Source organism: Quadrisphaera setariae, from assembly GCF_008041935.1.
In the GTDB taxonomy this organism is placed as follows: Bacteria; Actinomycetota; Actinomycetes; order Actinomycetales; family Quadrisphaeraceae; genus Quadrisphaera; species Quadrisphaera setariae.
On the sequence record NZ_VKAC01000010.1, the window covers coordinates 144,804 to 166,866 of the forward strand.

Below are 22,063 nucleotides of genomic sequence, written 5' to 3' on the forward strand. Positions count from 1 at the left end.
GGGCCCTCCAGGGCGGAGACGAGAGTCGGAGTGATAACTCTTCTCATCTTACGCCCGTGATCGAGTGCCTCGGGACGCCGAACGCCCCACCGGCGCCCGGACGGGTGGCGACGGGGCGGAGGGGGGGCTCAGCGGGCGGCGGCGCAGTCGGCGCAGGTGCCGAAGATCTCCACCACGTGGTCGACGTCGGTGAAGCCGTGCGCCGCGGCGGTCTTGCGGGCCCACGCCTCCACGGCGGAGCCCTCCACCTCCTCGGCGCGCCCGCAGCGGCGGCAGACGAGGTGGTGGTGGTGCCCGGTGCTGCAGCGCCGGTAGACGGCCTCGCCGTCCTCCCCGGTGCGCAGGACGTCGACCTCGCCGTCCTCCACGAGCGCCTGCAGCGCCCGGTAGACCGTGGCCAGGCCGATGGGGTTGCCCTGCTCGCGCAGGCGCGCGTAGAGGTCCTGCGCGCTGGTGAACGCGGGCTCGGAGTCGAGCATGGCGGCCACCGCCGCCCGCTGGCGTCCCGTGCGGCGCTGAGCAGGGCGGTTGCGGGCTGGAGCTTCCTCGGTCATCGCCACCCATCATCACACGCCGCAGGGGCGCGGAGGCCCTGCCGCGGTGCGCCGGACGGGGCGGGCGACGCTCTCCCGAGATGCCGGACCCGGGGATCGGGCATAGCGTCGTCGACGCCAGAAAACCTCTCTCCACCAGGGCGGACGCCATGCTCGGAACCATCATCGGCCTCATCATCATCGGCATCATCGCCGGCTACATCGCCCGCCTGGTCGTGCCGGGCCGCTCGGGCCTCGGCATCGGCGGGACGCTGCTGCTGGGCGTCGTCGGGTCCTTCGTCGGGGGCTTCCTCGCCTACCTCCTCTTCCGCGGTGGCACGGGCTTCGTCCAGCCCGCCAGCTGGATCGGCTCGATCATCGGCGCGATCATCGTGCTGGCCATCTACCAGGCCACCCGCGGCCGCAGCCACAGCCGCGCCTGACCCCTCCCGGGACCGCCGTCCCGCGGCCGCGCCCCGAGGGGGTCGTCGAGCCGAGCGCGACCCCGCCCGCCGCAGCCCCACCCGCCGAACGGGTGGGGCTGCGGCGCGTCCGGGGTCGCCCGGCCGGGCCCGCGCCACCTGGGGCGGAGGTCCGCCGATGGATACCGTGTCGGGCGCGCCGCGCGAGCCGGCGCTGCCGAGCGGGAGGCGTGGTGGACGTGGTGCAGGTGGCCGGCTCCAGGGACGGGGCAGCCGGGGGGTTCGTCGAGGACGTCGCGGGTGACCTCCTCGCAGACCTGGGCGACGAGCGGCGCGAGCTGTTCTCCCTGCGCGTCGAGCGCTGGTGGCCCGACCTGCGCGCCGGTCTGGCGGCCGTGCACCGCCCGGAGGTCGCGGACCAGCTCGAGCGCCGCCTGCTGCGCGCGGCGGCCTCCGCCTACGCCGAGCGGGAGCCCGAGCTCCACCGCCTCGACCAGGCCCGCACCCTGCGCCCCGACTGGTTCCAGGAGCCGTCGATGCTGGGCTACGCGGCCTACACCGAGCGGTACGCCGGAGACCTGCGCGGCGTCCAGGGGCGCCTGGACCACCTGCGGGAGCTCGGCGTCACCTACCTCCACCTCATGCCGGTCCTACAGCCGCGCGAGGGCGACAGCGACGGCGGCTACGCCGTGGCCGACTACCGCTCGGTGCGCCCCGACCTCGGCGACGTCGATGACCTGCGCGAGCTCGCCCGCGCGCTGCGCGCCCAGGGCACCTCGCTCGTGCTGGACCTCGTCCTCAACCACGTGGCCCGCGAGCACGAGTGGGCCCGCAGGGCCCGCGAGGGCGATCCCCGCTACCGCGCCTACTTCCACGTCCACCCCGACCGCGCCGTCCCCGACGCCTACGAGCGCACGCTCCCGGAGGTCTTCCCCGACTTCGCCCCCGGCAACTTCACCTGGGACGAGGAGCTCGAGGGGTGGGTCTGGACCACCTTCAACAGCTTCCAGTGGGACGTCGACTGGTCCAACCCGGACGTGCTGGTCGAGTACGCCGAGATCGTCCTGTTCCTGGCCAACCTCGGCGTGGAGGTGCTCCGCCTCGACGCGATCGCCTTCATCTGGAAGCGCCTGGGCACCGACTGCCAGAACCAGCCGGAGGTCCACAGCCTCACCCAGGTGCTGCGCGCGCTGACCCGCGTGGCGTGTCCCGGCGTGCTGCTCAAGGCCGAGGCGATCGTCTCCCCCCAGCAGCTGGTCGCCTACCTCGGCCAGGGCGAGCACCACGGCCGCGTGTCCGACCTGGCGTACCACAACACCCTCATGGTCCAGTTCTGGTCGATGATCGCCTCGCAGGACGCGCGCCTGGCGGCCCACGCGCTGCGCTCCCTGCCCGCGGCGCCCACGAGCGCGGCGTGGATCACCTACGTGCGCTGCCACGACGACATCGGCTGGGCCGTCAGCGACGAGGACGCCGCCGCGGTGGGCCTCAACGGGTTCGACCACCGCGCGTTCCTGTCCGACTGGTTCAGCGGCGCCTTCCCCGGCTCCACGGCCCGGGGCCTGGTCTTCCAGGAGAACCCCGTCACGCGCGACCGCCGCATCTCCGGGTCGGCGGCGGCGCTCACGGGCCTGGTGGACGCGCAGGTGGCCGGCGACCGCGCCGGCGTCGAGGCGGGCATCGCGAAGGTGCTCCTGGGCCACGCGCTGGTCATGGGGTGGGGTGGGATCCCGGTCATCTGGATGGGTGACGAGCTGGGCCTGCGCGGTGACGACGCCTGGGCCAGCGAGCCGGGCCACGAGTCCGACAACCGCTGGGCGCACCGCCCGTGGATGGACGAAGGCGCCCTGGCCGCACGTCACGACGAGGCGACGGTGCCCGGGCGGCTCTTCGCCGGGGTCCGCCACCTCGCGCAGGCACGTGCCCGCCTGCCCCACCTGCACGCCTCGGTGCCCTCCCAGGTGCTCGAGGTGCACGACCCGGGCGTCCTGCCCGTGCTGCGGCGCCACCCCGTGGGCGACCTGCTGTGCCTGTACAACACCACTGACGGGTGGCGGCACTACCCGGGGTGGCGCCTCGCCGAGCTGGGCCTCGACGGGGCCCGCGACGCCCTGACCGGACGCCCCGCGCACGTCGGAGATGACGGGAACGTCTGGCTCGCCCCCTGGTCGGCGGCGTGGCTGCACCGGGCCTGAGGAGCCGCTGGTCCACCATGTGACGCATGGGGAGTCGCGGCGAGGGCCTCGCGCTCGCGCTGCTGCGCGTCGCGCTGGGCCTGCTGTGGCTCCAGGACCTCGTCCTGCCGCGCCTCGGGGCGGCGAGCTGGACCGCCGGGAGCCTCGGGCTGGACGCCGCGGTCGGCTGGCTGCTGCCGGCGCTCGAGGTGGGGCTCGTCGTGACGCTGCTGACGGGCCTGCTCGTGCGCGCCGCGGGCGCCGTGGGTGCGACCCTGGCCGTCACGGGAGCCGTCCACCTCGCGACCGCGGCCGGAGGCGGCACCGACGCCCCCGGGGTCTGGGCGGTGGCCCTGCTCGCCGTCGTGCACGCCGTGCTCCTCGTCGGGGGCGGCGGCAGCTGGGGCGCGCTCGACGGCGTGCGCGCCAGCGGTAACCCCGCCCAGGCGGCGGCGCTGGGCCGCACCTGGGGCCTGCTCGCGCTGGCCGCCGGGGTGACCGTGGCGGTGCTGGCCCGGGGCTCGGCCCCGCTGTGGACGGCCCAGCACGTGGTGGAGCTGCCGAAGGGGCTGCTCAACCTCGGCACGTGGGACCTGCCGGGCGCCCTCGTGGTCGGGGGCGCCGGGCTGGTGCTGCTGCTCGGCACCGCTCCGCGGATGTCCCCGATGGCGCTGGTCGCGCTCCTCGTGGCGGGCGGGGGTGCGGTGCTCGTGGTCGTCGGCGTGCTCGCCGGCGGCGTCGCCACGGCGTCGCTGCTCGGCGCCGTGGCCGTCGTCGCGGCGGTCTGCGCGCCCCACCTGAGGGCCGCTGCCGGCGGCGGTGGGGACGACGGCGAGGGCTGACCAGCCCGTCCGACTACCCCTGCTGCTCCAGCTGGTCGAGGGGCAGCACCAGCTGGGGTCCGTTGACGCGCGGGCTGCCCACGGCGCGGCCCACCTCGTGGGTGGCCAGCTGCGGGGGCGGTACGGCGTCGAGCACCTGGCGCACCAGGTCGAGGTCGGTCAGCGCCGGGTCGAGCCAGTCGCCCTGGAAGTCCGCGGGCAGCACCACGGGGCTGCGGTCGTGGATGCGCCCGGCCTCGTCGCGGGCCTGCGTGGTGATGACCGTGACCGTCCACAGCCACGGGTCCTGACCGTCGGGTGCGGCCGGGTCCCTCCAGAGCTCGTAGAGCCCCGCGAAGGTCACCGGCCCGCCGTCGGCCGCGTGCAGGAAGTGGGGCACCTTGACCTCCTTGCCGGAGCCGTCGGGCGCCGGGCGGCGCTCCCACTCGAAGTAGCCGTCGGCCGGCACGAGGCAGCGCCTTCGGGCCGCGGCGCGCTTGTAGGCGGGCTTCTCGGTGACCGTCTCGACGCGCGCGTTGATCATCCGCGAGCCGACCGAGGGGTCCTTCGCCCAGGACGGCACCAGCCCCCACCGCAGCGTGCGCAGCTGCCGCTGGGCGCCGTCCTTCCCGTCGCCACCGGCAGCGGGGGAGCCGGCGGCCTCGTCGTCCCGCGGCTCCCGCTCGACCACCGCGCGCACCTGCTGCGTCGGCGCGACGTTCCACGACGGGCCCACCTCGGGGCCCACCACGGCGTCGACGGCGTAGTCCTCCACGAGCTGGGCGTCGGACCTGCTGCTGGCGTAGCGACCGCACACGCGAGGAAGTCTGCCCCCACCCGGTGACATCGGCTGGTCACCGGCTGGAGTCGCCGCGTGGTCCCCCTCGCAGCAGACTTGCGGCGACGTCGAGCCCACGGCGGACCACCGCCTGAAGGGCCCGCCCCGCCGAGATGAGCGACGTCGACCACGCCCGCACCGCCGAGAAGGCGCGCACCGCGCCCGCACCGGACGACCCGCGCAAGCCCGACGACCCCACCGACCTCACCAAGCGGTCGTGGACGTACGTGCTGCGCAAGACGCTGCGCGAGTTCACCGGTGACGGCTGCCTCGACCTGGCGGCCGCGCTCGTCTACTACGCGGTGCTGGCGCTGTTCCCCGGGCTGGTGGCGATCATCTCGCTGGTGGGCGTGCTGGGGCAGGGGCCGCAGACCACCCAGACGCTGCTCGACGTCGTCGGCGGCTTCGCGCCCAAGACGGTCACCGACCAGCTGGGGAACGTGATCAACGACCTCCAGGCCAGCCAGGCGGCGGGCCTCGGGCTCGTGGTGGGCCTCCTGGGGGCGCTGTGGTCGGCCTCGGGCTACGTGGGCGCCTTCTCGCGCGCCATGAACCGCATCTACGGCATCACCGAGGGGCGCCCGTTCTGGAAGATGCGCCCGATGCAGCTCTTCGTCACCGTGGTGGCGGTCGTGCTGGTGGTGGCGGCGCTCATCATCCTCGTGGTCTCGGGGCCGGTGGCGGAGTCGATCGGGGACGTCATCGGCCTGGGCTCGGCTGCGCTGACGGTCTGGGGCGTCGCCAAGTGGCCGGTGCTGGCGCTCATCGTCGTCGTCGTCGTCGCGGTGCTGTACCAGATGACGCCCAACATCAAGCGGCCGAAGTGGACGTGGACGAGCGTCGGCGCCGTCGTCGCGATCCTGGTCTGGGCCCTGGCGTCGACGCTGTTCGGCATCTACGTCTCGGGCTTCAGCAACTACAACAAGACGTACGGCAGCTTCGCCGCAGTGATCATCTTCCTGCTGTGGCTGTGGATCACCAACCTCGCGCTGCTGTTCGGCGCCGAGCTCGACGCCGAGCTCGAGCGGGGCCGTGAGCTCCAAGCGGGCATCGAGGCCGAGGAGGACCTCCAGCTGCCGCCGCGCGACACCCGCAAGAGCGACAAGGCGGAGGCCAAGCACGAGCAGGACGTCGCCCTCGGCCGCCAGCTGCGGCTCGCCCACGGCGCTGAGCGAGACGACGACGAGCGCGGCGGCGCCTCGTCGGGCCGCAGCCCGGGGGGTGGCTCGCACGCCGCGGGCAGCGCCCACCCGGGTGGGGTCGCGGTGCCGGACCGGCAGGCCGAGCGCGACGCCGCGGTGCGCCGTGCGGGGGGCACCCCCGTCTGACCCGAGCTGTCCCGAGGTGGCCGTCCCGCTCTGGCGGGGCGGCCACCTCGTCGTTGCGAGACACGCCGCGGCGGTGCTGGCCTGTCGCCTCACGTTCCTCTAACTTCTCTCAAGTCACACGAGTCACACAAGTAGCAGCGATCACGTGAGCACCGCCCGTCACGCAGTCCCCGGCAGGTCCGGGGCCGGCCCGCCAGCCAGATCGGAGCCAGGAATGTCCTCTGCCCCTGCTTCACCGGTGGTCGACCTCGACGTGTGGCGCGAGCGCGCACGCGTCGTCCGCGGCGCCGAGGCCCCGGCTGCCGCGGCGCCCGAAGAGGTGGCCCCCGCCGCTGCGAGCGGTGGCACCGGTTCTGTGCTCCGCATGCCCTCACCTGCGGGCCCCGGTCCTCTGAGCGTCTTCGGCCCCGTGATGGCCTTCGGCCTGGTGCGTCGCCCGGCCCCGGCCGGCGGGCTGCCCGTCCGCCCGCGCGCGGTGCACGCGCCGCAGCTGGAGGCGCTGAGCGCCGACGGTGCCAGCGCTGACGGTGGCCCCGACGCCGCGAGACAGCCGGCCCCCGCCGGGCCGCCTGCTCTGCGCCTGCTGCCCGCCCTGTCCAGCGAGCACGGCACCACGTCCGCGCCGATGCCGCGGCTGCGCGCCGTGCTCGACAGCCGCGGCACCCCCCGGGGTCCCCGCCGCTGAGACCACCACCACCGACCCACCCGCACGACCCAGCTCGACCCAGCTCGACCCAGCACCGCGCAGCAGGCCGGGCCCCGGACACCGGGGTCCGGCCTGGCTGCGTCACGGCGGCGCATCTGGGCCCGGCGCTGCGCGGAGCGGCCCGCGTGCCCCAGACTGCTCCCAGGGTCCGGGCTCGCAGCGGCCGGACTCCGGACGCTCCAGGACGGGGCGGCCTGGGGCACCGCGGTCGCGCGAGCCGACGAGCGGGAGGTCCTGTGGAAGGTGGTCGAGCCGCTGCCTGGGCCGAGCGCTCCGGCGAACCGGCCGTCGGCGAGGGCCCTGGCCCCGCCGCGAGCGCGGGTGGACGAGGCGGCGTCCTGCCGCCGCCCGGCACGACGGGGCTGGACCGTCTGGCGGACCTCGCGGCCCGGCTGGTCGGGGCGCCGTGGGCGCAGGTCTCCCTCGTGCACGACGACGTGCACGAGGTGGTGGCCTCCGCGGCGACGCCCACAGGCTTCGCGCCCCGGCGCGAGGACCGCGCGCAGGACACGCTGTGCGAGCTCGTCGTGCTCGACGACCGGGTCGTGGTGGTGGAGGACGCCGTCAGCGACCCCCGCACCGCCGAGCGCCCCGGGGTCCTCGCCGGGGTGGTGGGCGCCTACCTCGGCGTGCCGCTGGTCCACGAGGGCCGCACCAGCGGCGTGCTGTGCGCGTACGGCCCGGAGCCGCGCCGCTGGGAGCAGCACCAGGTCGACGCGCTCGTGCACCTCGCCGCCAGCGCCGCCGCCGAGCTCGACCTGGAGCGCATCGCCCGCGACGTCGAGCGCAGCCGCCTGCGGGTCCAGCTCGCCGTGGACGCCGCCGGCGTGGGCAGCTGGGACTGGGACCTCGCCACGGGCGCCCTGGAGTGGGACGACCGGCTGCTCGAGCTCTTCGGGGTTGACCGCGACTCCTTCGGCGGGACCATCGAGGCCTTCAGCTCCTACCTCCACGCCGACGACCGCGACCGCGTCTCGGCGGCGCTGCGCCACTCGATCGACACGTGCGGGGACTTCCACGCCGAGTACCGGGTGGTGCGCCCCTGCGGCGAGGTCCGGTGGGTCCAGGCGCGCGGCCGCACCCTGTGCGACCAGGAGGGCCGCGCCGTCCGCGTGGTCGGCGCCGCCTACGACACCACCGACGTCCACGAGGGCGAGGCCCGGGTGGCCCGGGTCCTGGAGAGCATGTCGGCGGCGTTCTACAGCCTCGACACGTCCTTCCGCTTCACCTACGTCAACGCCGAGGCCGAGCGCCTCCTCGGCCGGTCCCGCACCGAGCTGCTGGGCGGGTCGGTCTGGGAGCTGTTCCCCGGCACCGTGGACAGCGGGTTCGAGCGCCACTACCGGGGCGCGCTGGCCAGCGGGCAGCCCTCCTCCTTCGAGGAGCACTACCCGCCGCCCCTGGACGGCTGGTACGAGGTGCGCGTGTGGCCCGTGCCCGACGGGCTGTCCGTGTACTTCCTGGAGATCACCGAGCGCCGCCGCGCCCAGCAGCGCGCCGACGCGTCCGCCGCCCGCCTGGAGCTGCTCGCCCGCACCACCGAGCAGCTCACGGAGGTGCTCGACGGGCGCACCGCCGTCGCCCGGCTCGCGACGCTCGTGGTGCCCGCGCTCGCCGACTGGTCCGTGGTCTCGCTCCTGGAGGACGACGGCGGCCTGCGCGACGTCGGCTGGGCCCACCGCGACCCCGCCCGGCTCGGGCTGGTCGAGCGCTACGCCGACCGGCGCTCCCGCGGCCTGCGCGACAGCTCACCGCTGCTGCGCGCCCTGGCCACCGGTGAGGCGCAGCTGGTCCCCTCCGACGCCGTCACCGCGGTCCGGGAGGCGCTCGGGGACGAGGAGGCCCGGCACCTGGTCGGCGAGCTCGCGCCGGAGGCGCTCTGCGTGCTGCCCCTGACCGCCCACGGCCGCACGCTCGGAGCGCTGTCGCTGTTCTGGGGGAGCGAGCGCGGCGGACCCGGCGTCGACGACCTCGCCACGGCCCGCGAGGTCGCGTCGCGGGCGGGCACGGCGCTGGAGAACGCCCGCCTCTACGAGCGCCAGCGCGACCTCGCCGAGGAGCTGCAGCGCAGCCTGCTCACCGCGCCGCCAGAGCCGGACCACCTCGAGGTGGCGGTCCGCTACCTGCCGGCCGGCGTGGCCGCCCAGGTGGGCGGCGACTGGTACGACGCGTTCCTGCAGCCGGACGGCGCCACCGTCGTCGTCATCGGTGACGTGGTCGGGCACGACTCCGCGGCGGCGGCCGCCATGGGCCAGCTGCGCGGGCTGCTGCGCGGCATCGCCTACACCACGGGCGCGGGGCCCGCCGAGGTGCTGGAGCGCCTCGACGCCGCCATCCCCGGCCTGCTCATGTCCACCACGGCCACCGCGGCCGTGCTGCGCCTGGAGCAGGGTGGCTCCGAGCGCGCTGACCGGACGACGGCCCTGCGCTGGTCCAGCGCCGGCCACCCGCCGCCGTTCGTGCTGCACCCCGACGGCTCGGTGGTCGCCCTCGAGGTCGACGACCCCGACCTGCTGCTCGGCATCGACCCCTCGGTCGTGCGGCAGGAGCGGGTGGAGGTCGTCCGTCGCGGGTGCACGGTGCTCCTCTACTCCGACGGGCTGGTGGAGCGCCGGGGGCAGTCGCTCGACGTGGGGCTGGAGCGGCTGCGCCGGCTGCTCGCCGAGCGCGGCCACCTGCCCCTGCAGGAGCTCTGCGACCAGCTGCTGAGCGAGCTCGTCAGCACCCGGCCGGAGGACGACGTCGCACTGGTCGCGGTGCGCCTGCACCCCGAGGACCAGCCGCGACCCGCCGAGGCCGGCCCCCGCGTGGTCCCGCCCGGGCTCGGCTGAGCCCAGGTCGTCCGGCCGAGCGCCCGACCGGCCTCAGGCGGCGGAGGAGGCCCCCAGCCGCAGCACCACCCGGAACAGCGAGCGGGGGTCCTGCAGCTGCGCGGGCCGCGCCAGCGCAGCACGCGGCACCACGTCGACCCAGCGCACCGCGCGCCGGTGGGGCACGAGCGCCGAGCTGCCGGCGAACGAGTACTCCCCGGTGACCTCCCCCAGGAGCAGGGAGCGTCCCTCCTGGACGGGGACCGCCACCTCGTCGCCGACGGCGACCTCGCCCACCAGCGCCTCCAGCTGGCGCAGCGCCTTGCCCGGGCGCCGCTTCACGCCGGTCTCCTGCGCGCGCTCGGCGAGCAGCGCGCGCAGGCCACCCGGTCCAGCTGCGGGCGCCAGGTCCGCCGGCACGTCGATGCCGCTGCTCGTGTCCAGGCCCACCACACCGCGGTCCACCAGGACGCCGAGGGTGGTGGGGTCGGCGGCACGCACCACCCACAACGCCCGCCCGGGGACGGCGGGGCGCTCGGGCACGTCGTCGGAGCCCGGCCACACGTACTCGAGGTCGGGCGCGAGGCCGGCCTCGAAGCGGGGGCCGTAGTGGTCGGCGTCCTTGCGCAGCAGGTTGGAGCGGTGCGACCGGTGCAGCGCGGCGTCGCCCAGCCAGGACGGCAGCTGGCCGGAGGCAGCCATCTGCTCCTGGGTGGTGCTGGCCGCCTCGGGGGCGAACTCGGCGATGAGCGCCGCGGTGGAGTCGGCGTGGCCGCGTCCGGTCCACTCCTGCACGCAGTCCAGCCCGTAGCGCACCAGCGCGGGGGTGCGCCCCCGCCACATGGCCACCACCGGGTGGCTGCTCCACCCGTACTCGGGCAGCTCCAGCGCCCGGAGCACCTGCAGCACCTCGACGCGCTGCTTGCCCAGGCGCGGCCCGTCCAGCACCGCGGCGCTGCCGGCGAAGCCCGGGAAGGGCAGGAAGGTCTGCACGCCGGATCGGTCCTCGCTGCTGGTGGTGGTGCCGGTGGTGGTGCCGGTGGTGGTGCTGGGAGCGCTGACCGCGGCACCGGTGCTACCACCGGCGCCGCTGCCGCGCGGGCGCTACTGCGCCGGGTGCCCCTCGGGCTCGGCCTCGGCCGGCTCGGACAGGCGGCCCGTCGCGTCCACCACCTGACCGGTCTCGTCGGCGTCGCCGGAGACCACGCGCACCTCGTCCGGCACGGAGTTGACGCCCATCGCCGCGGCGATGTCGGCCTCGGTGACCTCCGGCAGGCCGGCGGTGGGGTCGTCGTCGGTGCCGGTGCCCAGGGGGGTGGCGGCGTCGGTGCTCGTGCGGTCCTGCTGGCTCATCAGCTCTCCTCGCGGGTCTTCTCGTGGGCGTTGCCGGCGGTCTCCTCGAGCGGCGCGTCGACGCCCAGCTCGCGGTCCACCACCACGTGGCGGCCCTGGCTCACCTCGGCGGCGGTGTCGTCGACCCACTTCTGGGGCTGCTCGGGGAAGCCGCGCTCCTCGATCCGCCGCGAGAGCGCCTCGCGCACCACGTCCAGGTCGCCCCCGGCGTGGTCGGCGTGGACCTCGGAGACGATCTGCTGCAGCAGCACCTGGCGGTCGTGCTGGGCCTCGGGGGCGGGTTCCGGCATGTGCCCTGCCTACCACCGGCGAGGGGTGCCGACCACTCCTGTTGAACCACTCCTGGCTCGGCTTGCCGGGGGTGCGGGGCGGTGCTGTGCTGGACCGCGTCCCGGGGCCCGAGACCGCTGGCCCTCCGGGCCACCGCCCTCCGGTCGGTCCCTGGGCGACCGCGCCCGTGCGGCGAACGACGCGAGAGCACAGGAGCCTTCGATGACCGCGTCCGTCGACGCCCCCGCGGCCCGCCCGGAGGGAGCGGGCAGCGCCCGCGAGCAGGCCACCGAGGACCTCCTGCTCCGCGCCTCCACAGCTGGCCCCGCAGAACGCGCCCGCCTGCTCGACGAGGTCGTCGTCCTCAACCTCCCCGTGGCCCGCGCCCTCGCGGCGCGCTTCCGCGACCGCGGTGAGCTGCAGGACGACCTCGTGCAGGTCGCCTCCCTGGCGCTGGTCAAGGCCGCCCAGGGCTACCAGCCCGGCAAGGGGCGCGGGTTCCTGCCCTACGCCGTGCCCACCATCACCGGTGAGCTGCGCCGCCACTTCCGCGACCGGCAGTGGGGCGTGAGGCCCCCGCGCCGGCTCCAGGAGCTGCGGCTGTCACTGGGCGCCGCCGCCGCCGAGCTCACCCAGAAGATCGGGCGCGCGCCCACCGTCCCCCAGCTCGCCGAGCACCTCGGGGTGGACCAGGAGGAGGTCATCGAGGCCCTGGCCGCCGCGCAGGACTACCACCTGGCCTCCCTGGACGCCCCCATGGACGGCGAGGCCGACGGCACGCCGCTCGGCGCCACCCTCGGGGGTGACGACGGAGCCATCGACAGGCTGGTCGACCACGTCAGCGTGGCCCCGCTGCTCGCGTCCCTGCCCGAGCGGGACCGCAGGATCCTGTCGCTGCGGTTCTTCCGCGGGTGGACGCAGAGCCAGATCGCCGCGGACATCGGGGTCACCCAGATGCAGGTCTCCCGGCTCCTCGCCCGCACCCTTGAGCGGCTGCGCACCCAGCTCGAGGACGCCGAGGCCGAGGCCGCCTGAGCGTCAGACCACCCCGTAGAGCCTGTCTCCTGCGTCGCCGAGGCCCGGCACGATGTAGCCGTTCTCGTCCAGGCGCTCGTCCACGGCCGCTGTCACCACGGTGATGGGGGCGTCCGCCCCGAAGGACGACGTCACCACGTCCAGTCCCTCCGGCGCCGCCAGCAGGCACACCGCCGTGACGTCCGTGGCCCCGATCTCGAACAGGTAGCGGATCGCCGCGACCAGCGTGCCGCCGGTGGCGAGCATCGGGTCGAGCACGTAGCACTGCCGGCCCGACAGGTCGTCGGGGAGGCGGTGCGCGTAGGTGCTGGCCTGCAGCGTCTCCTCGTCGCGGACCATGCCGAGGAAGCCCACCTCGGCGGTGGGCAGCAGGCGGGTCATCCCGTCGAGCATGCCCAGCCCTGCGCGCAGGATCGGCACCACGAGCGGCTTGGGGCTGGCCAGCTTGACCCCCGTGGTGGTCGCCACGGGGGTGGAGATCTCCTGCGGCTCCACCCGCGCGCCGCGCGTCGCCTCGTAGGCGAGCAGGGTGACCAGCTCGTCCGCGAGGCGCCGGAACGTCGGCGACTCCGTCTTGGCGTCCCGCAGGACGGTCAGCTTGTGGGCCACCAGGGGGTGGTCGACGACCTGCACGCGCACGGTCGACGACCCTACCCACCCGAGGAGGTCCGTGGACGCGCCGCGTGGGCCTCGCCTGCGGCGCCGGTGTGCGCCACGATGACCTCCATGTCGTACTTCACCGCGGTCCTGGCCTCCGACGGAGACGGCTGGCGCTCCGTCGACCTCGACGTCGAGGACGCCGTGGACGTCGAGGAGCTCGCCGACGAGGTCCGCGCCGCCGTCGACGGCTCCGGCGACGCCCCCGGCCCCCTCCTGGTCGTCCTCGAGCGCGAGGACGACTGGTTCGCCCTCGTCAGGGTGGACGGGGAGGAGCCCCGCGCCTTCGTCTCCGACCTGGCCTCAGCCACCAGCAGCCACTACGGGGAGCTGCTCAGCGTCACCGCCGACTCCCCGGCGCCGCAGCCCGCCCCGCAGGAGGACGAGGAGGAGGACAGCGCCGCCCGCGTGGCCGCGCCGACGTGGGCCGGGGACGCCGACCTCCTGTCCGACCTCGACCTGCCCGGGAGCGAGCTCGCCGACACCGCCGAGTCGCGCGACCCCGCCAGCGCGCTGGTGGCGGTGGGCGAGAAGGTCGGCTTCGTCGACCTCCTCGAGGCGCTGCGCTGACGCGCTCCCCGCTGCACAGCACCACCGGCGACGAGCGCCTGGTCCGGCTCGCGCTGGCCCAGGCGCGCCTCGCGCCGCTGGCCGCCGGTGACGTGCCGATCGGCGCCGTCGTCGTCGACGGCTCCGGAGTGGTGCTCGCCGTCGGCGCCAACGAGCGGGAGGCCACGGGTGACCCGACCGGGCACGCCGAGGTGGTGGCCCTGCGCCGCGCCGCGGCCGCGACCGGGTCCTGGCGGTTGGAGGGCGCGACCCTGGCGGTGACGCTGGAGCCCTGCACGATGTGCGCCGGTGCCCTCGTCCTCGCCCGCGTGGCCCGGGTCGTCTTCGGGGCCTGGGACCCCAAGGCCGGTGCCGTCGGGTCGCTGTGGGACGTCGTGCGGGACCCGCGCCTCAACCACCGTCCCGAGGTGGTCGGCGGGGTGCTCGCGGAGCCGTGCGGAGCCCTCCTGCGCGACTTCTTCGGGGAGCGGCGCACGGACGGGACGGCGGCCGGGTAGTGTGCTCGGCGGTGGCGTGACCGAGCGGCCGAAGGAGCGCGCCTCGAAAGCGCGTGAGGGGAAACTCTCCGTGGGTTCAAATCCCACCGCCACCGCCACGAGGACGGCGGCGCCCGCAGGGGCGCCGCCGTCTCGTCGTCTGCGGGCTCCGCCAGGTCGCGGCGGGTCGGCTCAGCGGCCGCGGACCCCGGCCACCAGGCCCCCCACCACGAGCAGGCCGCCCAGCGCCACCAGGGCCACGGCGGCCACTGCACCCGCGTCCACCCGGACGTCCGCCAGCACGCCCAGGCCCACGAGGACCGCCACGAGCAGGGCCGCCAGGCCCGTGACGAGGCTCGGGACGTGGGGGCCTCCCGGTGTCGGCTCGACGGGCTCCTTGGTCGGCTCCTTGGTCGGCTGCTCGGTCGGCTGCTCGTCACCGGGGGCGGGTGCTGGCAGGGGGAGGGTCTGGTCGGTGCTCATGCTGCGCTCCTGACGATCTCGAGCTGGCCGATGGCGGTGCGGGCGTCCACGACGAGGCGGACCGGCTCGGAGGTGCCGCCCGTCGTCGCCGGCGCTCTCGAGGTGGTGCTCGTGAAGAAGCCGTCGTCGGCGCCGCGGGTGGTCCACCCGGGGCCGCTGGTGACCACCTCGCCGATGACGCCGCTGGTGCGGACCTCCACGTCGGCGCCGGCGGGAACGATCACGCGGGCCTCGCCGAAGCCGTGCCGCAGCTCCACGTCCACGGTGCTGCCCGCCGCGGCGGGGTCGTCGGCCAGGGAGCGCAGGTCGAGGGTGGCCTCACCGGCCCAGGAGGCGTAGCCGCGCTCGGCCTGCGCCGCCGTCAGCGGCCGCCAGCCGATGTCGCCGACGCCCCGCACGTCGGCGCCCGGGGGCACCGCCAGCGCGAGGAGCGCCGTGGCCGCGCCGGCGAACGCCCAGAACCCGAGGCCGTCCCCGCGCCGCCCGGCCAGTCCCGCCACCACCAGCGCCAGGGCCACCACGGCGGTGGCCGCGGCCGCTGCGACGGAGGCGACCTGCGGCGTGGTGAGGACCTGCTGCCCCGTCGACCACGCCGACCAGCCCTGCCCGTCGAGACCGAGCGGCGCCAGCTGCTGCGGCCGGGCCGCCAGCCACGCCGCCGCCCCCACGAGCAGCGCCGCACCGAGCACCGCCGCCGTCGTCCACGCCGGCACCGCCGGGCGCGGCGCGCGCCGCGGTCCGCCGTGGGCGCTGCGCACCGCTGCGCCCACGGGCTGCCCGTCGGGACGGGCACCGCCCGCCGACGCCGGGACCAGCCGCGGCAGCAGCACCACCCCGACCGCCAGCACGACGCCGACGACGACGAGGGCGGCCACGTCGCCGCCGCTGACCACCCGGCCGTCCGCCACCCAGGACCACGGGCTGGGGACCGCCGAGGCCAGCGCCACCAGGCCGAGCGCCAGGACCGCCGAGGCCGACACCTGCCCGCCCACCAGCGCCCGCGCCTCGATGCGCCCCTCGCGGTCCGGGAGCAGCAGCCACGCCGCGGCGTACAGGACCAGGCCGACGCCACCTAGGAGCGCGACGACCACCACCACGACCCGCAGCAGCACGGGGTCGACGCCGAGGCGGTCGGCGGTGCCGGCGGCGACGCCTCCGAGCCACCGCTCGTCGGAGCGGCGCAGGTCCAGGCGCTCGAGCCAGTCCCAGAAGGCTGTGCGAGAGGAGGCGGTGCTCCCGGACGAGCCGCAGCCGGATCCGGGGCTGCCGCCGGTGGCGGAGGTGGGTGTGGAGGTCATGGCGTCGAGCGTGCTCCGCAGCCGGGCCGGGCGGATCCGGGGAGGACCCTGACCCGACCCTGGTCGTGACGACCCCGGCTCGGGGTCGGACCGGGGCGGTCCCAGGGTGGCGCACGCGTGACCTGCGGCGCACGCGCCGCGACGATGGACCGGTGAGCACCACGAGCGCCTCCGCTCCCGCTGCCGGGACGCGCCGTCGGCCTCCGCTGCGCCGTCCGGCCCGTGGCCGCTGGGCGGGCGGGGTGGCCGCGGGCACCGCGCGCCACCTCCACCTGCCTGTCGCCGTGGCCCGGGTGCTCTGGCTGGGGCTGGTCGCCGCTGGAGGGGCCGGGCTCGTGGGGTACGCCCTGCTGTGGGTGCTCGTGCCCGCGGACGGCGAGGGCGTCCCAGCGGGTTCCGGGCGCGGAGCCGTGGAGCGGCTCGCGCGGTGGAGCCCCTCCGGAGGGGCGGGGGCGCAGCTGGTGGTGGGCGCCGTGCTCCTGGCCACGGGCGTCCAGCTGGTCCTGCAGCGCAGCAGCGCGGACACCGCCTCCGGCGTCCTCGTGCCCGTCGCCGCCGGGCTCGCCGGAGCGGTGGTCGCGTGGGGGTCGCTGGAGCCCGCCCGGCGCACCGCCCTCCTCCTGCAGGTGGGGGGTGGCACACCGGACGGCACGCGCCGCGCGGTGCTCGGCGCCGCTCTGGCCGTCGGCGGCCTGGTCCTCCTGGCCCTCGGCGGCGCCCAGGCCCAGGCCCTCGGTCCCGCCGCCGTGGCGGCGCTCGCGGTGCTCGGCGGCGCCGCGCTGGTGGTGGCGCCGTGGGCCGTGCGGCTGGTGCGGGACCTCGGCGAGGAGCGGACCGCCAGGCTGCGGGAGGCGGAGCGGGCCGAGGTGGCCGCCCACCTGCACGACTCCGTGCTCCAGACCCTCGCGCTGCTGCAGCGCCACAGCGACGACTCCGCCACCGTCACCCGCCTCGCCCGCCGCCAGGAGCGGGAGCTGCGCGACTGGCTCTACGGCGGGCGGGCGCGTGCGGGGGAGGAGGGGCCGGAGCGGACCCTGGCCGAACGGGTGCGCGCGGAGGCCGCGGACGTCGAGGACGCCGTCGGCGTGCCCGTGGAGGTGGTCGTCGTGGGGGACCGCGAGGTGGGACGCGTCGAGGAGGCCCTGGTCGCCGCGTTGCGGGAGGCGGTGCTCAACGCCGTGCGCCACGGCCGTCCCCCGGTCCAGGTGTACCTGGAGGCCGGGAGCGGTGGTGCCGAGGCCTTCGTGCGCGACCACGGTGGCGGCTTCGACCCGGAGGCGGTGCCCGCCGACCGCCGCGGCGTGCGCGAGTCGGTCCTCGGCAGGATGACCAGGGCGGGCGGCTCCGCGCAGGTGGGTCCCGCCCCGGGGGGAGGCACCGAGGTGGTGCTCCGCACGGCAGCAGTGGCTGCTGGTGCGGCCGAGCCCGGTCGGGTGCAGGACGAGCAGGACGGAGCAGGGGGGTGAGCGGGTTGAGGGTGCTCCTCGTCGACGACCACGCGCTGGTGCGCTCGGGGGTGCGGGCCGTGCTCCCGCCCGACCTCGTGGTGGTCGGTGAGGCCGACGACGTCGGCTCCGCTGTGGAGGCCGTCCAGCGCCACGCGCCCGACGTCGTCCTCCTCGACGTGCACCTGCCGGGGGGCGACGCACCCGGCGGCGCCGGCAGCGGCGGCGCGGAGGTGCTGCGCCGCTGCGCGGGTGCGCAGCGGGCCGACGGCCAGCCGGTGCGCTTCCTCGCCCTCAGCGTCTCCGACGCCGCCGAGGACGTCATCGCCGTGGTGCGCGCCGGGGCCCGCGGCTACGTGACGAAGTCCGTGGACGCCGCGTCGCTCGCCGACGCGGTGCGCCGCGTCGCCGAGGGCGACGCCGTGTTCTCCCCGCGACTGGCCGGCTTCGTGCTGGACGCCTTCGGCGCGGTCGGCGGCGCCGCCGAGGTCGCCACCACCGACGCCGAGCTGGACCGGCTCTCCGCCCGCGAGCGCGAGGTGATGCGCCTCATCGCCCGCGGGTACGCCTACAAGGACGTGGCGCGCCAGCTGTTCATCTCGGTGAAGACGGTGGAGACCCACGTCTCGGCGGTGCTGCGCAAGCTGCAGCTGTCGAGCCGCCACGAGCTGACGCGCTGGGCCAGCGACCGCCGCCTCCTGTGACGCCTGCGCCGACGTCTGCTCCGGCCTCCTGGCGGGCCCACAGGGCAGGCACGTCGTCGGGGTGGAGCGGCTCGCTCACCGCGCTGCCCTGGGCGAGCAGGCAGCGCCCCGGGGCCAGCTGCCGCAGCAGGTCGAGGTGCTCGGAGCTCCGGACGCCCTCGGCGGTCACGGGGACGCCGAGCCCGTGGCCCAGCTCCACGAGGGTGCGCACGACCACGGCCGACCTCACGTCGTCCACCGCCTGCTCCACGAACCGGCGGTCGATCTTGAGGCCGTCCACGTGCAGCTCCGACAGGTGGCTGAGCCCCGCCGCCCCGCTGCCGACGTCGTCGAGGGTGATGGCCACGCCGAGCGCCCGCAGCGCGCGCAGCGCCGGCTGAGCGGCGCGCAGGTGAGCGGCGGTGGCCACCTCCGGCAGCTCCAGCCGCAGGGCGCGGGAGGGCACGTCCGCGTGCGCCAGCTCCCGCGCCACCACGGCGGGCAGCTCCGGGCACAGCAGTCCTGCGACCGAGAGGTTGACGTTGAGGTGGTCGGGCACCGCGTCGCCGTGCCCGGCCACCCACCGCGCCCGCTGCGCCAGCGCCGTGCGGAGGACGTGGACGTCGAGGTCCGCGGAGTAGCCGGCCGCCGCGACGTCGTCGAGGAAGTCAGCCGGGGCGAGCAGACCCCGCTCGGGGTGGCGCCACCGCACCAGCGCCTCCAGGCTGCGCACCGACCCGTCGGCCACGGCCACGATCGGCTGGTAGTGGACCTCCAGCTGCCCGGCAGCGGCAGCGGCCTCGAAGGCGCGCCGGTCGGGTGACACCGGTGCCGCCGCGCTGCACCACGAGGCGTCCACCACCTCCGAGCGCTGGCCGCCGGCCTGCTTGGCGCGGTAGGCGGCGAGGTCGGCCTCGTGCAGCAGGGCGCTGGGCTCGGCCGGCAGGGCCGCGCACACCGCCACCCCCGCGCTCGCCCGGCCGGGCAGCACCCGGCCGCCCAGCTCGTGAGGACGTGCCAGCGCGGCCTGCAGGCCCGCTGCCAGGCGCTGGCCGTCCGCGGGGGTGGCGTCCGGGACCAGCACCGCGAACTCGTCACCGCCGAGGCGGGCCACCACGGCCTGCGGTCCCGCGCAGCCGCGGAGGCGGTCGGCGGTGCAGCGCAGCAGCTGGTCTCCGGTGGCGTGCCCGGAGGAGTCGTTCACGGCCTTGAAGCCGTCGAGGTCGACGAAGGCGACGACGGCGCCCCCGGTGCCCGCGCAGACCTCGTCCAGGCGGCGCAGGAAGTGCGCGCGGTTGGCCAGCCCGGTCAGCGGGTCGGTGAGGGCCTCCACCGCGAGCTGCGCCGACAGCGCCCGGAAGACGTGCTCAGCCTCCAGCAGCCGCAGGTCCCCGTCCGGGCGGCGCACCAGCACCTCGGAGAACCGGCGAGACCGCTCGCGGGCCAGGAGCAGCTCCGCGGCCCGCGGCACGCCCGTGCGCGCGTCCAGGACGAGCACGTCGCGGTCGGCGAGCTGGCCCACCGGCCGCTGGGCGTGCAGGGAGCGGCCGTAGCCGAAGCGCCCGCTCATGGCGCTGAGGAAGGCGGCGCGCGAGAGGAGACCGGGCGCGGTCGGGGCGCCCGCTGCGCCGTCGACGTCGGGTCGACCGTCCTGGCCGTCGTCGGTGACGGCAAGGCACAGCAGCTCGGGGTCGGCGCGGAAGGCCTCGTCCACCTGCCAGCACGGGGTGGCCGACGGCACGGACCTCAAGGGCTGGCCGAGGTCGTCGACGCACGCCACCGGATCCGCCTCGAGCAGGGCCTGGGGCACCTCGCTCACGCCGACCTCCGGGGGGACACGAGGGTGGAGTGTGTCAGTGATCCGCACCCGTGGGAGACCACCGCTGCGGAGCGGGGCTGCGGACCCGGCGGCGGAGCCGGGCACGAGATCGTCAGGCGCACCTAGGTTAGCCTCACCTCATCGCGAGCCCCAGAGCTCAGCCCCCTCACGTCCCAGCCCTGGAGCAGCAGCCCCGTGCCCATCCGCCTGTCCCGCCCCCGCACCCGCACCGGCGCCCTCGCCGCCGCCCTCGTGGCCGTCCTCGCCGGCGCGCTCACGGGCTGCGGCGCCTCCGAGCCGGTCGAGGCCCCCGCGACGGTAGCTCCGGCTGGAGAGGGACGCACCCAGTACCCGCTCGTGCTGGACAACTGCGGCCAGCAGGTCGTGGTCGACGCCCCGCCGCAGCGCGTCGCCTCCCTCGACCAGGGCTCCACCGAGATCCTGCTGTCGCTCGGGCTCGCCGACCGCGTGGTCGGCACCGCCTCCTGGACCGACCCCGTGCTGCCGGAGCTCGCCGAGGCCGGCGCCTCCGTGCCGCGCCTGGCCGACAACGCCCCCACCTACGAGGTGCTCCTCGGTGCCGACCCCGACTTCGTCACCGCCTCCTTCGGGCGCCACTTCGCCGAGGGCGGGGTCACCACCCGCGAGCGGCTCGCGGAGACCGGTGTCGACAGCTACCTGTCGCCCACCGACTGCGAGGGCTCGACGAGCATCAACGGCGGCGGCACCCGCACCCGCCCGGTGACCGTGGAGGCGGTGTACCAGGAGGTGCACGAGCTGGCCGAGGTCTTCGACGTCGCCGACCGCGGCGACGCGCTCGTCGCCCGGCTCCAGCAGCGCGCAGCGGCCGCCACCGAGGGCATGGACCTGTCGGGCACCACGGTCGCGTTCTGGTTCGCCGACACCTCCACCCCGTACATCGCCGGCGGCTTCGGGGCGCCCGCGCTGCTCACCGCGCCGACCGGCCTGCAGAACGCCTTCGCGGACCGGCCTGAGGACTGGAACGCCACCGGGTGGGAGACCGTCGTGGCCGCCCAGCCCGACGTGCTGGTGCTGGGCGACCTGCAGCGCGACAGGTTCAGCGGCGACCGCCTCGACGACAAGACCGCCTTCCTCGCCGCCGACCCGCTCACCTCGACCATGGACGCGGTGCAGCACCAGCGGTACATCGCGCTCCACGGCGCCGAGATGAACCCCTCCATCCGCTTCGTCGACGGCCTGGAGAAGGTGCGCGCCTGGTACGACGAGCACCGGGACGAGCTCTGAGCAGGACGACGGCGGCGCCGTCGTCGCCGTCCCGCGCAGCGGCCGGTGGCCGTCCGTGGCAGCGGGGGCTGGTCCCGGCGGCGGTGCTGGTCGCGGGCGCTGTCCTCCTGGTCTGGTCGGTCGGGGTGGCCACCACCCTCGGGCCCGCCGACGTCTCCCTGGTCAACGTCCGCGACGTGCTCCTCAACCACCTGACCGGCGCCGGGATCCCCGTGCGCGCCTCCGAGGACGCCATCGTCTGGGAGGAGCGCCTGCCGCGGGCCCTGGTGGCCGCGGCCTGCGGCGCGGGCCTGTCGGTGTGCGGCGTGGTGCTCCAGTCGCTGCTGCGCAACGCCCTGGCCGACCCCTTCGTCCTGGGGATCTCCTCCGGTGCCTCCGCCGGCGCCGTCGTCATCGGGGTCATGGGCCTGGGCGGCGGGGTGCTGGGGCTGTCCGGCGGGGCCTTCGTGGGGGCGCTGCTGGCCTTCGCCGCGGTGCTGGGGCTGACCCGGCTGGCTGGCGGCGGCACGACCGTGGTCGTGCTGGCCGGGGTGGCCAGCACCCAGCTATTCTCCGCGCTCACCTCGCTGGTCGTCTTCGCCGTGGCCGACTCCGACCAGGTCCGCGGGGTCGTGTTCTGGCTGCTCGGGTCGCTGGAGGGCGTGCGGTGGCCCGACGTCGTGCTCACCGGCTCGGTGGTGCTAGTCGGGGTGGCGGTGTGCGTGGTGGCCGCCCGCTCGCTGGACGCCCTCGCCTTCGGCGACGACCTCGCGTCCTCCCTCGGCGTCCCCGTGGCGCACCTGCGGGCGGGCCTGCTGGTGCTCACCGCGCTGCTCACCGCCGCGCTGGTCAGCGTGGTCGGAGCCGTGGGCTTCGTGGGGCTGGTGCTCCCGCACGCCGCGCGCCTGCTCGTGGGCCAGTCGCACCTGCGGCTGGTGCCCGTGGCGGCGCTGCTCGGAGCGGTGTTCGTGGTCTGGGTCGACGCGGTGGGCCGGGTGGCCTTCGCGCCCACCCCGCTGCCCGTGGGCGTCGGGACCGCGCTGGTGGGCGTGCCCGTGTTTGCCGCGCTCCTCGTGCGCCGGCGCCGTCGCGCCTGA

General features: G+C 76.2%; 22 protein-coding genes and 1 tRNA gene. 14 read left to right on the forward strand and 9 right to left on the reverse strand.

The annotated features are described in order from the left end of the window. Window positions 1–128: 128 nt before the first annotated feature. Window positions 129–554: a Fur family transcriptional regulator gene (locus FMM08_RS16735; protein WP_147927518.1), complete on the reverse strand. Its 426-nt coding sequence runs from the start codon at window positions 552–554 to the stop codon at window positions 129–131. Between the two features lie 149 nt (window positions 555–703). Between FMM08_RS16735 and FMM08_RS16740 the strand changes: the two genes are divergently transcribed. From FMM08_RS16740 to FMM08_RS16750, 3 genes are all read left to right on the forward strand, one after another. Further along, complete coding sequence (locus FMM08_RS16740; protein WP_147927519.1) at window positions 704–976, forward strand: GlsB/YeaQ/YmgE family stress response membrane protein; 273 nt, start codon at window positions 704–706, stop codon at window positions 974–976. Window positions 977–1,194: 218 nt separating this feature from the next. Next, window positions 1,195–3,150 carry an alpha-amylase family protein gene (locus FMM08_RS16745; RefSeq protein WP_439653569.1) on the forward strand — a complete coding sequence of 652 codons (1,956 nt, stop codon included), beginning with the start codon at window positions 1,195–1,197 and terminating at the stop codon, window positions 3,148–3,150. Between the two features lie 26 nt (window positions 3,151–3,176). Next, the gene (locus tag FMM08_RS16750) at window positions 3,177–3,971 is read left to right on the forward strand and encodes a hypothetical protein (RefSeq protein ID WP_147927520.1); all 795 of its coding nucleotides are present in this window, start codon (window positions 3,177–3,179) and stop codon (window positions 3,969–3,971) included. Between the two features lie 13 nt (window positions 3,972–3,984). On the opposite strand, the gene FMM08_RS16755 is transcribed toward FMM08_RS16750, so the two are convergent. Beyond that, on the reverse strand, window positions 3,985–4,767 hold the full coding sequence (locus FMM08_RS16755) for an SOS response-associated peptidase (RefSeq protein WP_147927521.1): 783 nt from the start codon (window positions 4,765–4,767) through the stop codon (window positions 3,985–3,987). 134 nt (window positions 4,768–4,901) lie between these two features. On the opposite strand from FMM08_RS16755, the gene FMM08_RS16760 reads away from it, so the two are divergent. The 3 genes from FMM08_RS16760 to FMM08_RS16770 all read left to right on the forward strand — a co-directional run bounded on the left by FMM08_RS16760 (window position 4,902) and on the right by FMM08_RS16770 (window position 9,653). Continuing rightward, window positions 4,902–6,116: a YihY/virulence factor BrkB family protein gene (locus FMM08_RS16760; protein ID WP_222710864.1), complete on the forward strand. Its 1,215-nt coding sequence runs from the start codon at window positions 4,902–4,904 to the stop codon at window positions 6,114–6,116. Window positions 6,117–6,330: 214 nt separating this feature from the next. Continuing rightward, window positions 6,331–6,801, forward strand: a complete 471-nt coding sequence (locus FMM08_RS16765; RefSeq protein ID WP_147927522.1) for a hypothetical protein — start codon at window positions 6,331–6,333, stop codon at window positions 6,799–6,801. Between the two features lie 257 nt (window positions 6,802–7,058). Further along, complete coding sequence (locus tag FMM08_RS16770; protein WP_255472499.1) at window positions 7,059–9,653, forward strand: SpoIIE family protein phosphatase; 2,595 nt, start codon at window positions 7,059–7,061, stop codon at window positions 9,651–9,653. Window positions 9,654–9,686: 33 nt separating this feature from the next. On the opposite strand, the gene FMM08_RS16775 is transcribed toward FMM08_RS16770, so the two are convergent. The 3 genes from FMM08_RS16775 to FMM08_RS16785 form a co-directional block, all read right to left on the reverse strand. After that, window positions 9,687–10,625 carry an MSMEG_6728 family protein gene (locus FMM08_RS16775; RefSeq protein WP_147927523.1) on the reverse strand — a complete coding sequence of 313 codons (939 nt, stop codon included), beginning with the start codon at window positions 10,623–10,625 and terminating at the stop codon, window positions 9,687–9,689. Between the two features lie 111 nt (window positions 10,626–10,736). Beyond that, complete coding sequence (locus FMM08_RS16780; RefSeq protein WP_147927524.1) at window positions 10,737–10,985, reverse strand: hypothetical protein; 249 nt, start codon at window positions 10,983–10,985, stop codon at window positions 10,737–10,739. Next, a complete protein-coding gene (locus FMM08_RS16785) occupies window positions 10,985–11,275 on the reverse strand; it encodes a hypothetical protein (RefSeq protein ID WP_147927525.1) in 291 nt (96 codons plus the stop codon). The genes FMM08_RS16780 and FMM08_RS16785 overlap by 1 nt, the downstream gene beginning before the upstream one ends. Before the next feature lie 202 nt (window positions 11,276–11,477). On the opposite strand from FMM08_RS16785, the gene FMM08_RS16790 reads away from it, so the two are divergent. Then, a complete protein-coding gene (locus tag FMM08_RS16790; RefSeq protein WP_187279805.1) occupies window positions 11,478–12,290 on the forward strand; it encodes a SigB/SigF/SigG family RNA polymerase sigma factor in 813 nt (270 codons plus the stop codon). A gap of 3 nt (window positions 12,291–12,293) precedes the next feature. Here the strand turns inward: FMM08_RS16790 and upp are convergent, their stop codons facing one another. Beyond that, a complete protein-coding gene (upp, locus tag FMM08_RS16795) occupies window positions 12,294–12,929 on the reverse strand; it encodes a uracil phosphoribosyltransferase (protein WP_147927527.1) in 636 nt (211 codons plus the stop codon). Window positions 12,930–13,016: 87 nt separating this feature from the next. Here upp and FMM08_RS16800 point away from each other — a divergent pair, with 87 nt between their 5' ends. The 3 genes from FMM08_RS16800 to FMM08_RS16810 all read left to right on the forward strand — a co-directional run bounded on the left by FMM08_RS16800 (window position 13,017) and on the right by FMM08_RS16810 (window position 14,112). After that, entirely contained in the window at window positions 13,017–13,517 is a 501-nt protein-coding gene (locus tag FMM08_RS16800; RefSeq protein WP_187279806.1) for a tRNA adenosine deaminase-associated protein, read from the forward strand. An 11-nt stretch (window positions 13,518–13,528) separates the two neighbouring features. Continuing rightward, the gene (tadA, locus tag FMM08_RS16805) at window positions 13,529–14,014 is read left to right on the forward strand and encodes a tRNA adenosine(34) deaminase TadA (RefSeq protein WP_147927582.1); all 486 of its coding nucleotides are present in this window, start codon (window positions 13,529–13,531) and stop codon (window positions 14,012–14,014) included. A 10-nt stretch (window positions 14,015–14,024) separates the two neighbouring features. Beyond that, window positions 14,025–14,112: transfer RNA gene (locus FMM08_RS16810), tRNA-Ser, on the forward strand. A gap of 73 nt (window positions 14,113–14,185) precedes the next feature. On the opposite strand, the gene FMM08_RS23135 is transcribed toward FMM08_RS16810, so the two are convergent. Continuing rightward, window positions 14,186–14,476: a hypothetical protein gene (locus tag FMM08_RS23135; protein WP_187279807.1), complete on the reverse strand. Its 291-nt coding sequence runs from the start codon at window positions 14,474–14,476 to the stop codon at window positions 14,186–14,188. Next, window positions 14,473–15,774 carry a PspC domain-containing protein gene (locus tag FMM08_RS16820; protein WP_147927529.1) on the reverse strand — a complete coding sequence of 434 codons (1,302 nt, stop codon included), beginning with the start codon at window positions 15,772–15,774 and terminating at the stop codon, window positions 14,473–14,475. Before FMM08_RS16820 ends, FMM08_RS23135 begins: the two co-directional genes overlap by 4 nt. Window positions 15,775–15,926: 152 nt before the next feature. Here FMM08_RS16820 and FMM08_RS16825 point away from each other — a divergent pair, with 152 nt between their 5' ends. Beyond that, window positions 15,927–17,240 (forward strand): ATP-binding protein, encoded by a 1,314-nt coding sequence (locus tag FMM08_RS16825; RefSeq protein ID WP_147927530.1) that lies wholly within the window; start codon window positions 15,927–15,929, stop codon window positions 17,238–17,240. Next, entirely contained in the window at window positions 17,237–17,923 is a 687-nt protein-coding gene (locus FMM08_RS16830; RefSeq protein ID WP_147927531.1) for a LuxR C-terminal-related transcriptional regulator, read from the forward strand. Before FMM08_RS16825 ends, FMM08_RS16830 begins: the two co-directional genes overlap by 4 nt. On the opposite strand, the gene FMM08_RS16835 is transcribed toward FMM08_RS16830, so the two are convergent. Then, the gene (locus FMM08_RS16835; protein WP_147927532.1) at window positions 17,814–19,721 is read right to left on the reverse strand and encodes a putative bifunctional diguanylate cyclase/phosphodiesterase; all 1,908 of its coding nucleotides are present in this window, start codon (window positions 19,719–19,721) and stop codon (window positions 17,814–17,816) included. The genes FMM08_RS16830 and FMM08_RS16835 overlap by 110 nt on opposite strands. 201 nt (window positions 19,722–19,922) lie before the next feature. Here FMM08_RS16835 and FMM08_RS16840 point away from each other — a divergent pair, with 201 nt between their 5' ends. After that, a complete protein-coding gene (locus tag FMM08_RS16840) occupies window positions 19,923–20,987 on the forward strand; it encodes an ABC transporter substrate-binding protein (protein ID WP_369431750.1) in 1,065 nt (354 codons plus the stop codon). Continuing rightward, complete coding sequence (locus tag FMM08_RS16845; protein WP_222710874.1) at window positions 20,984–22,063, forward strand: FecCD family ABC transporter permease; 1,080 nt, start codon at window positions 20,984–20,986, stop codon at window positions 22,061–22,063. Before FMM08_RS16840 ends, FMM08_RS16845 begins: the two co-directional genes overlap by 4 nt.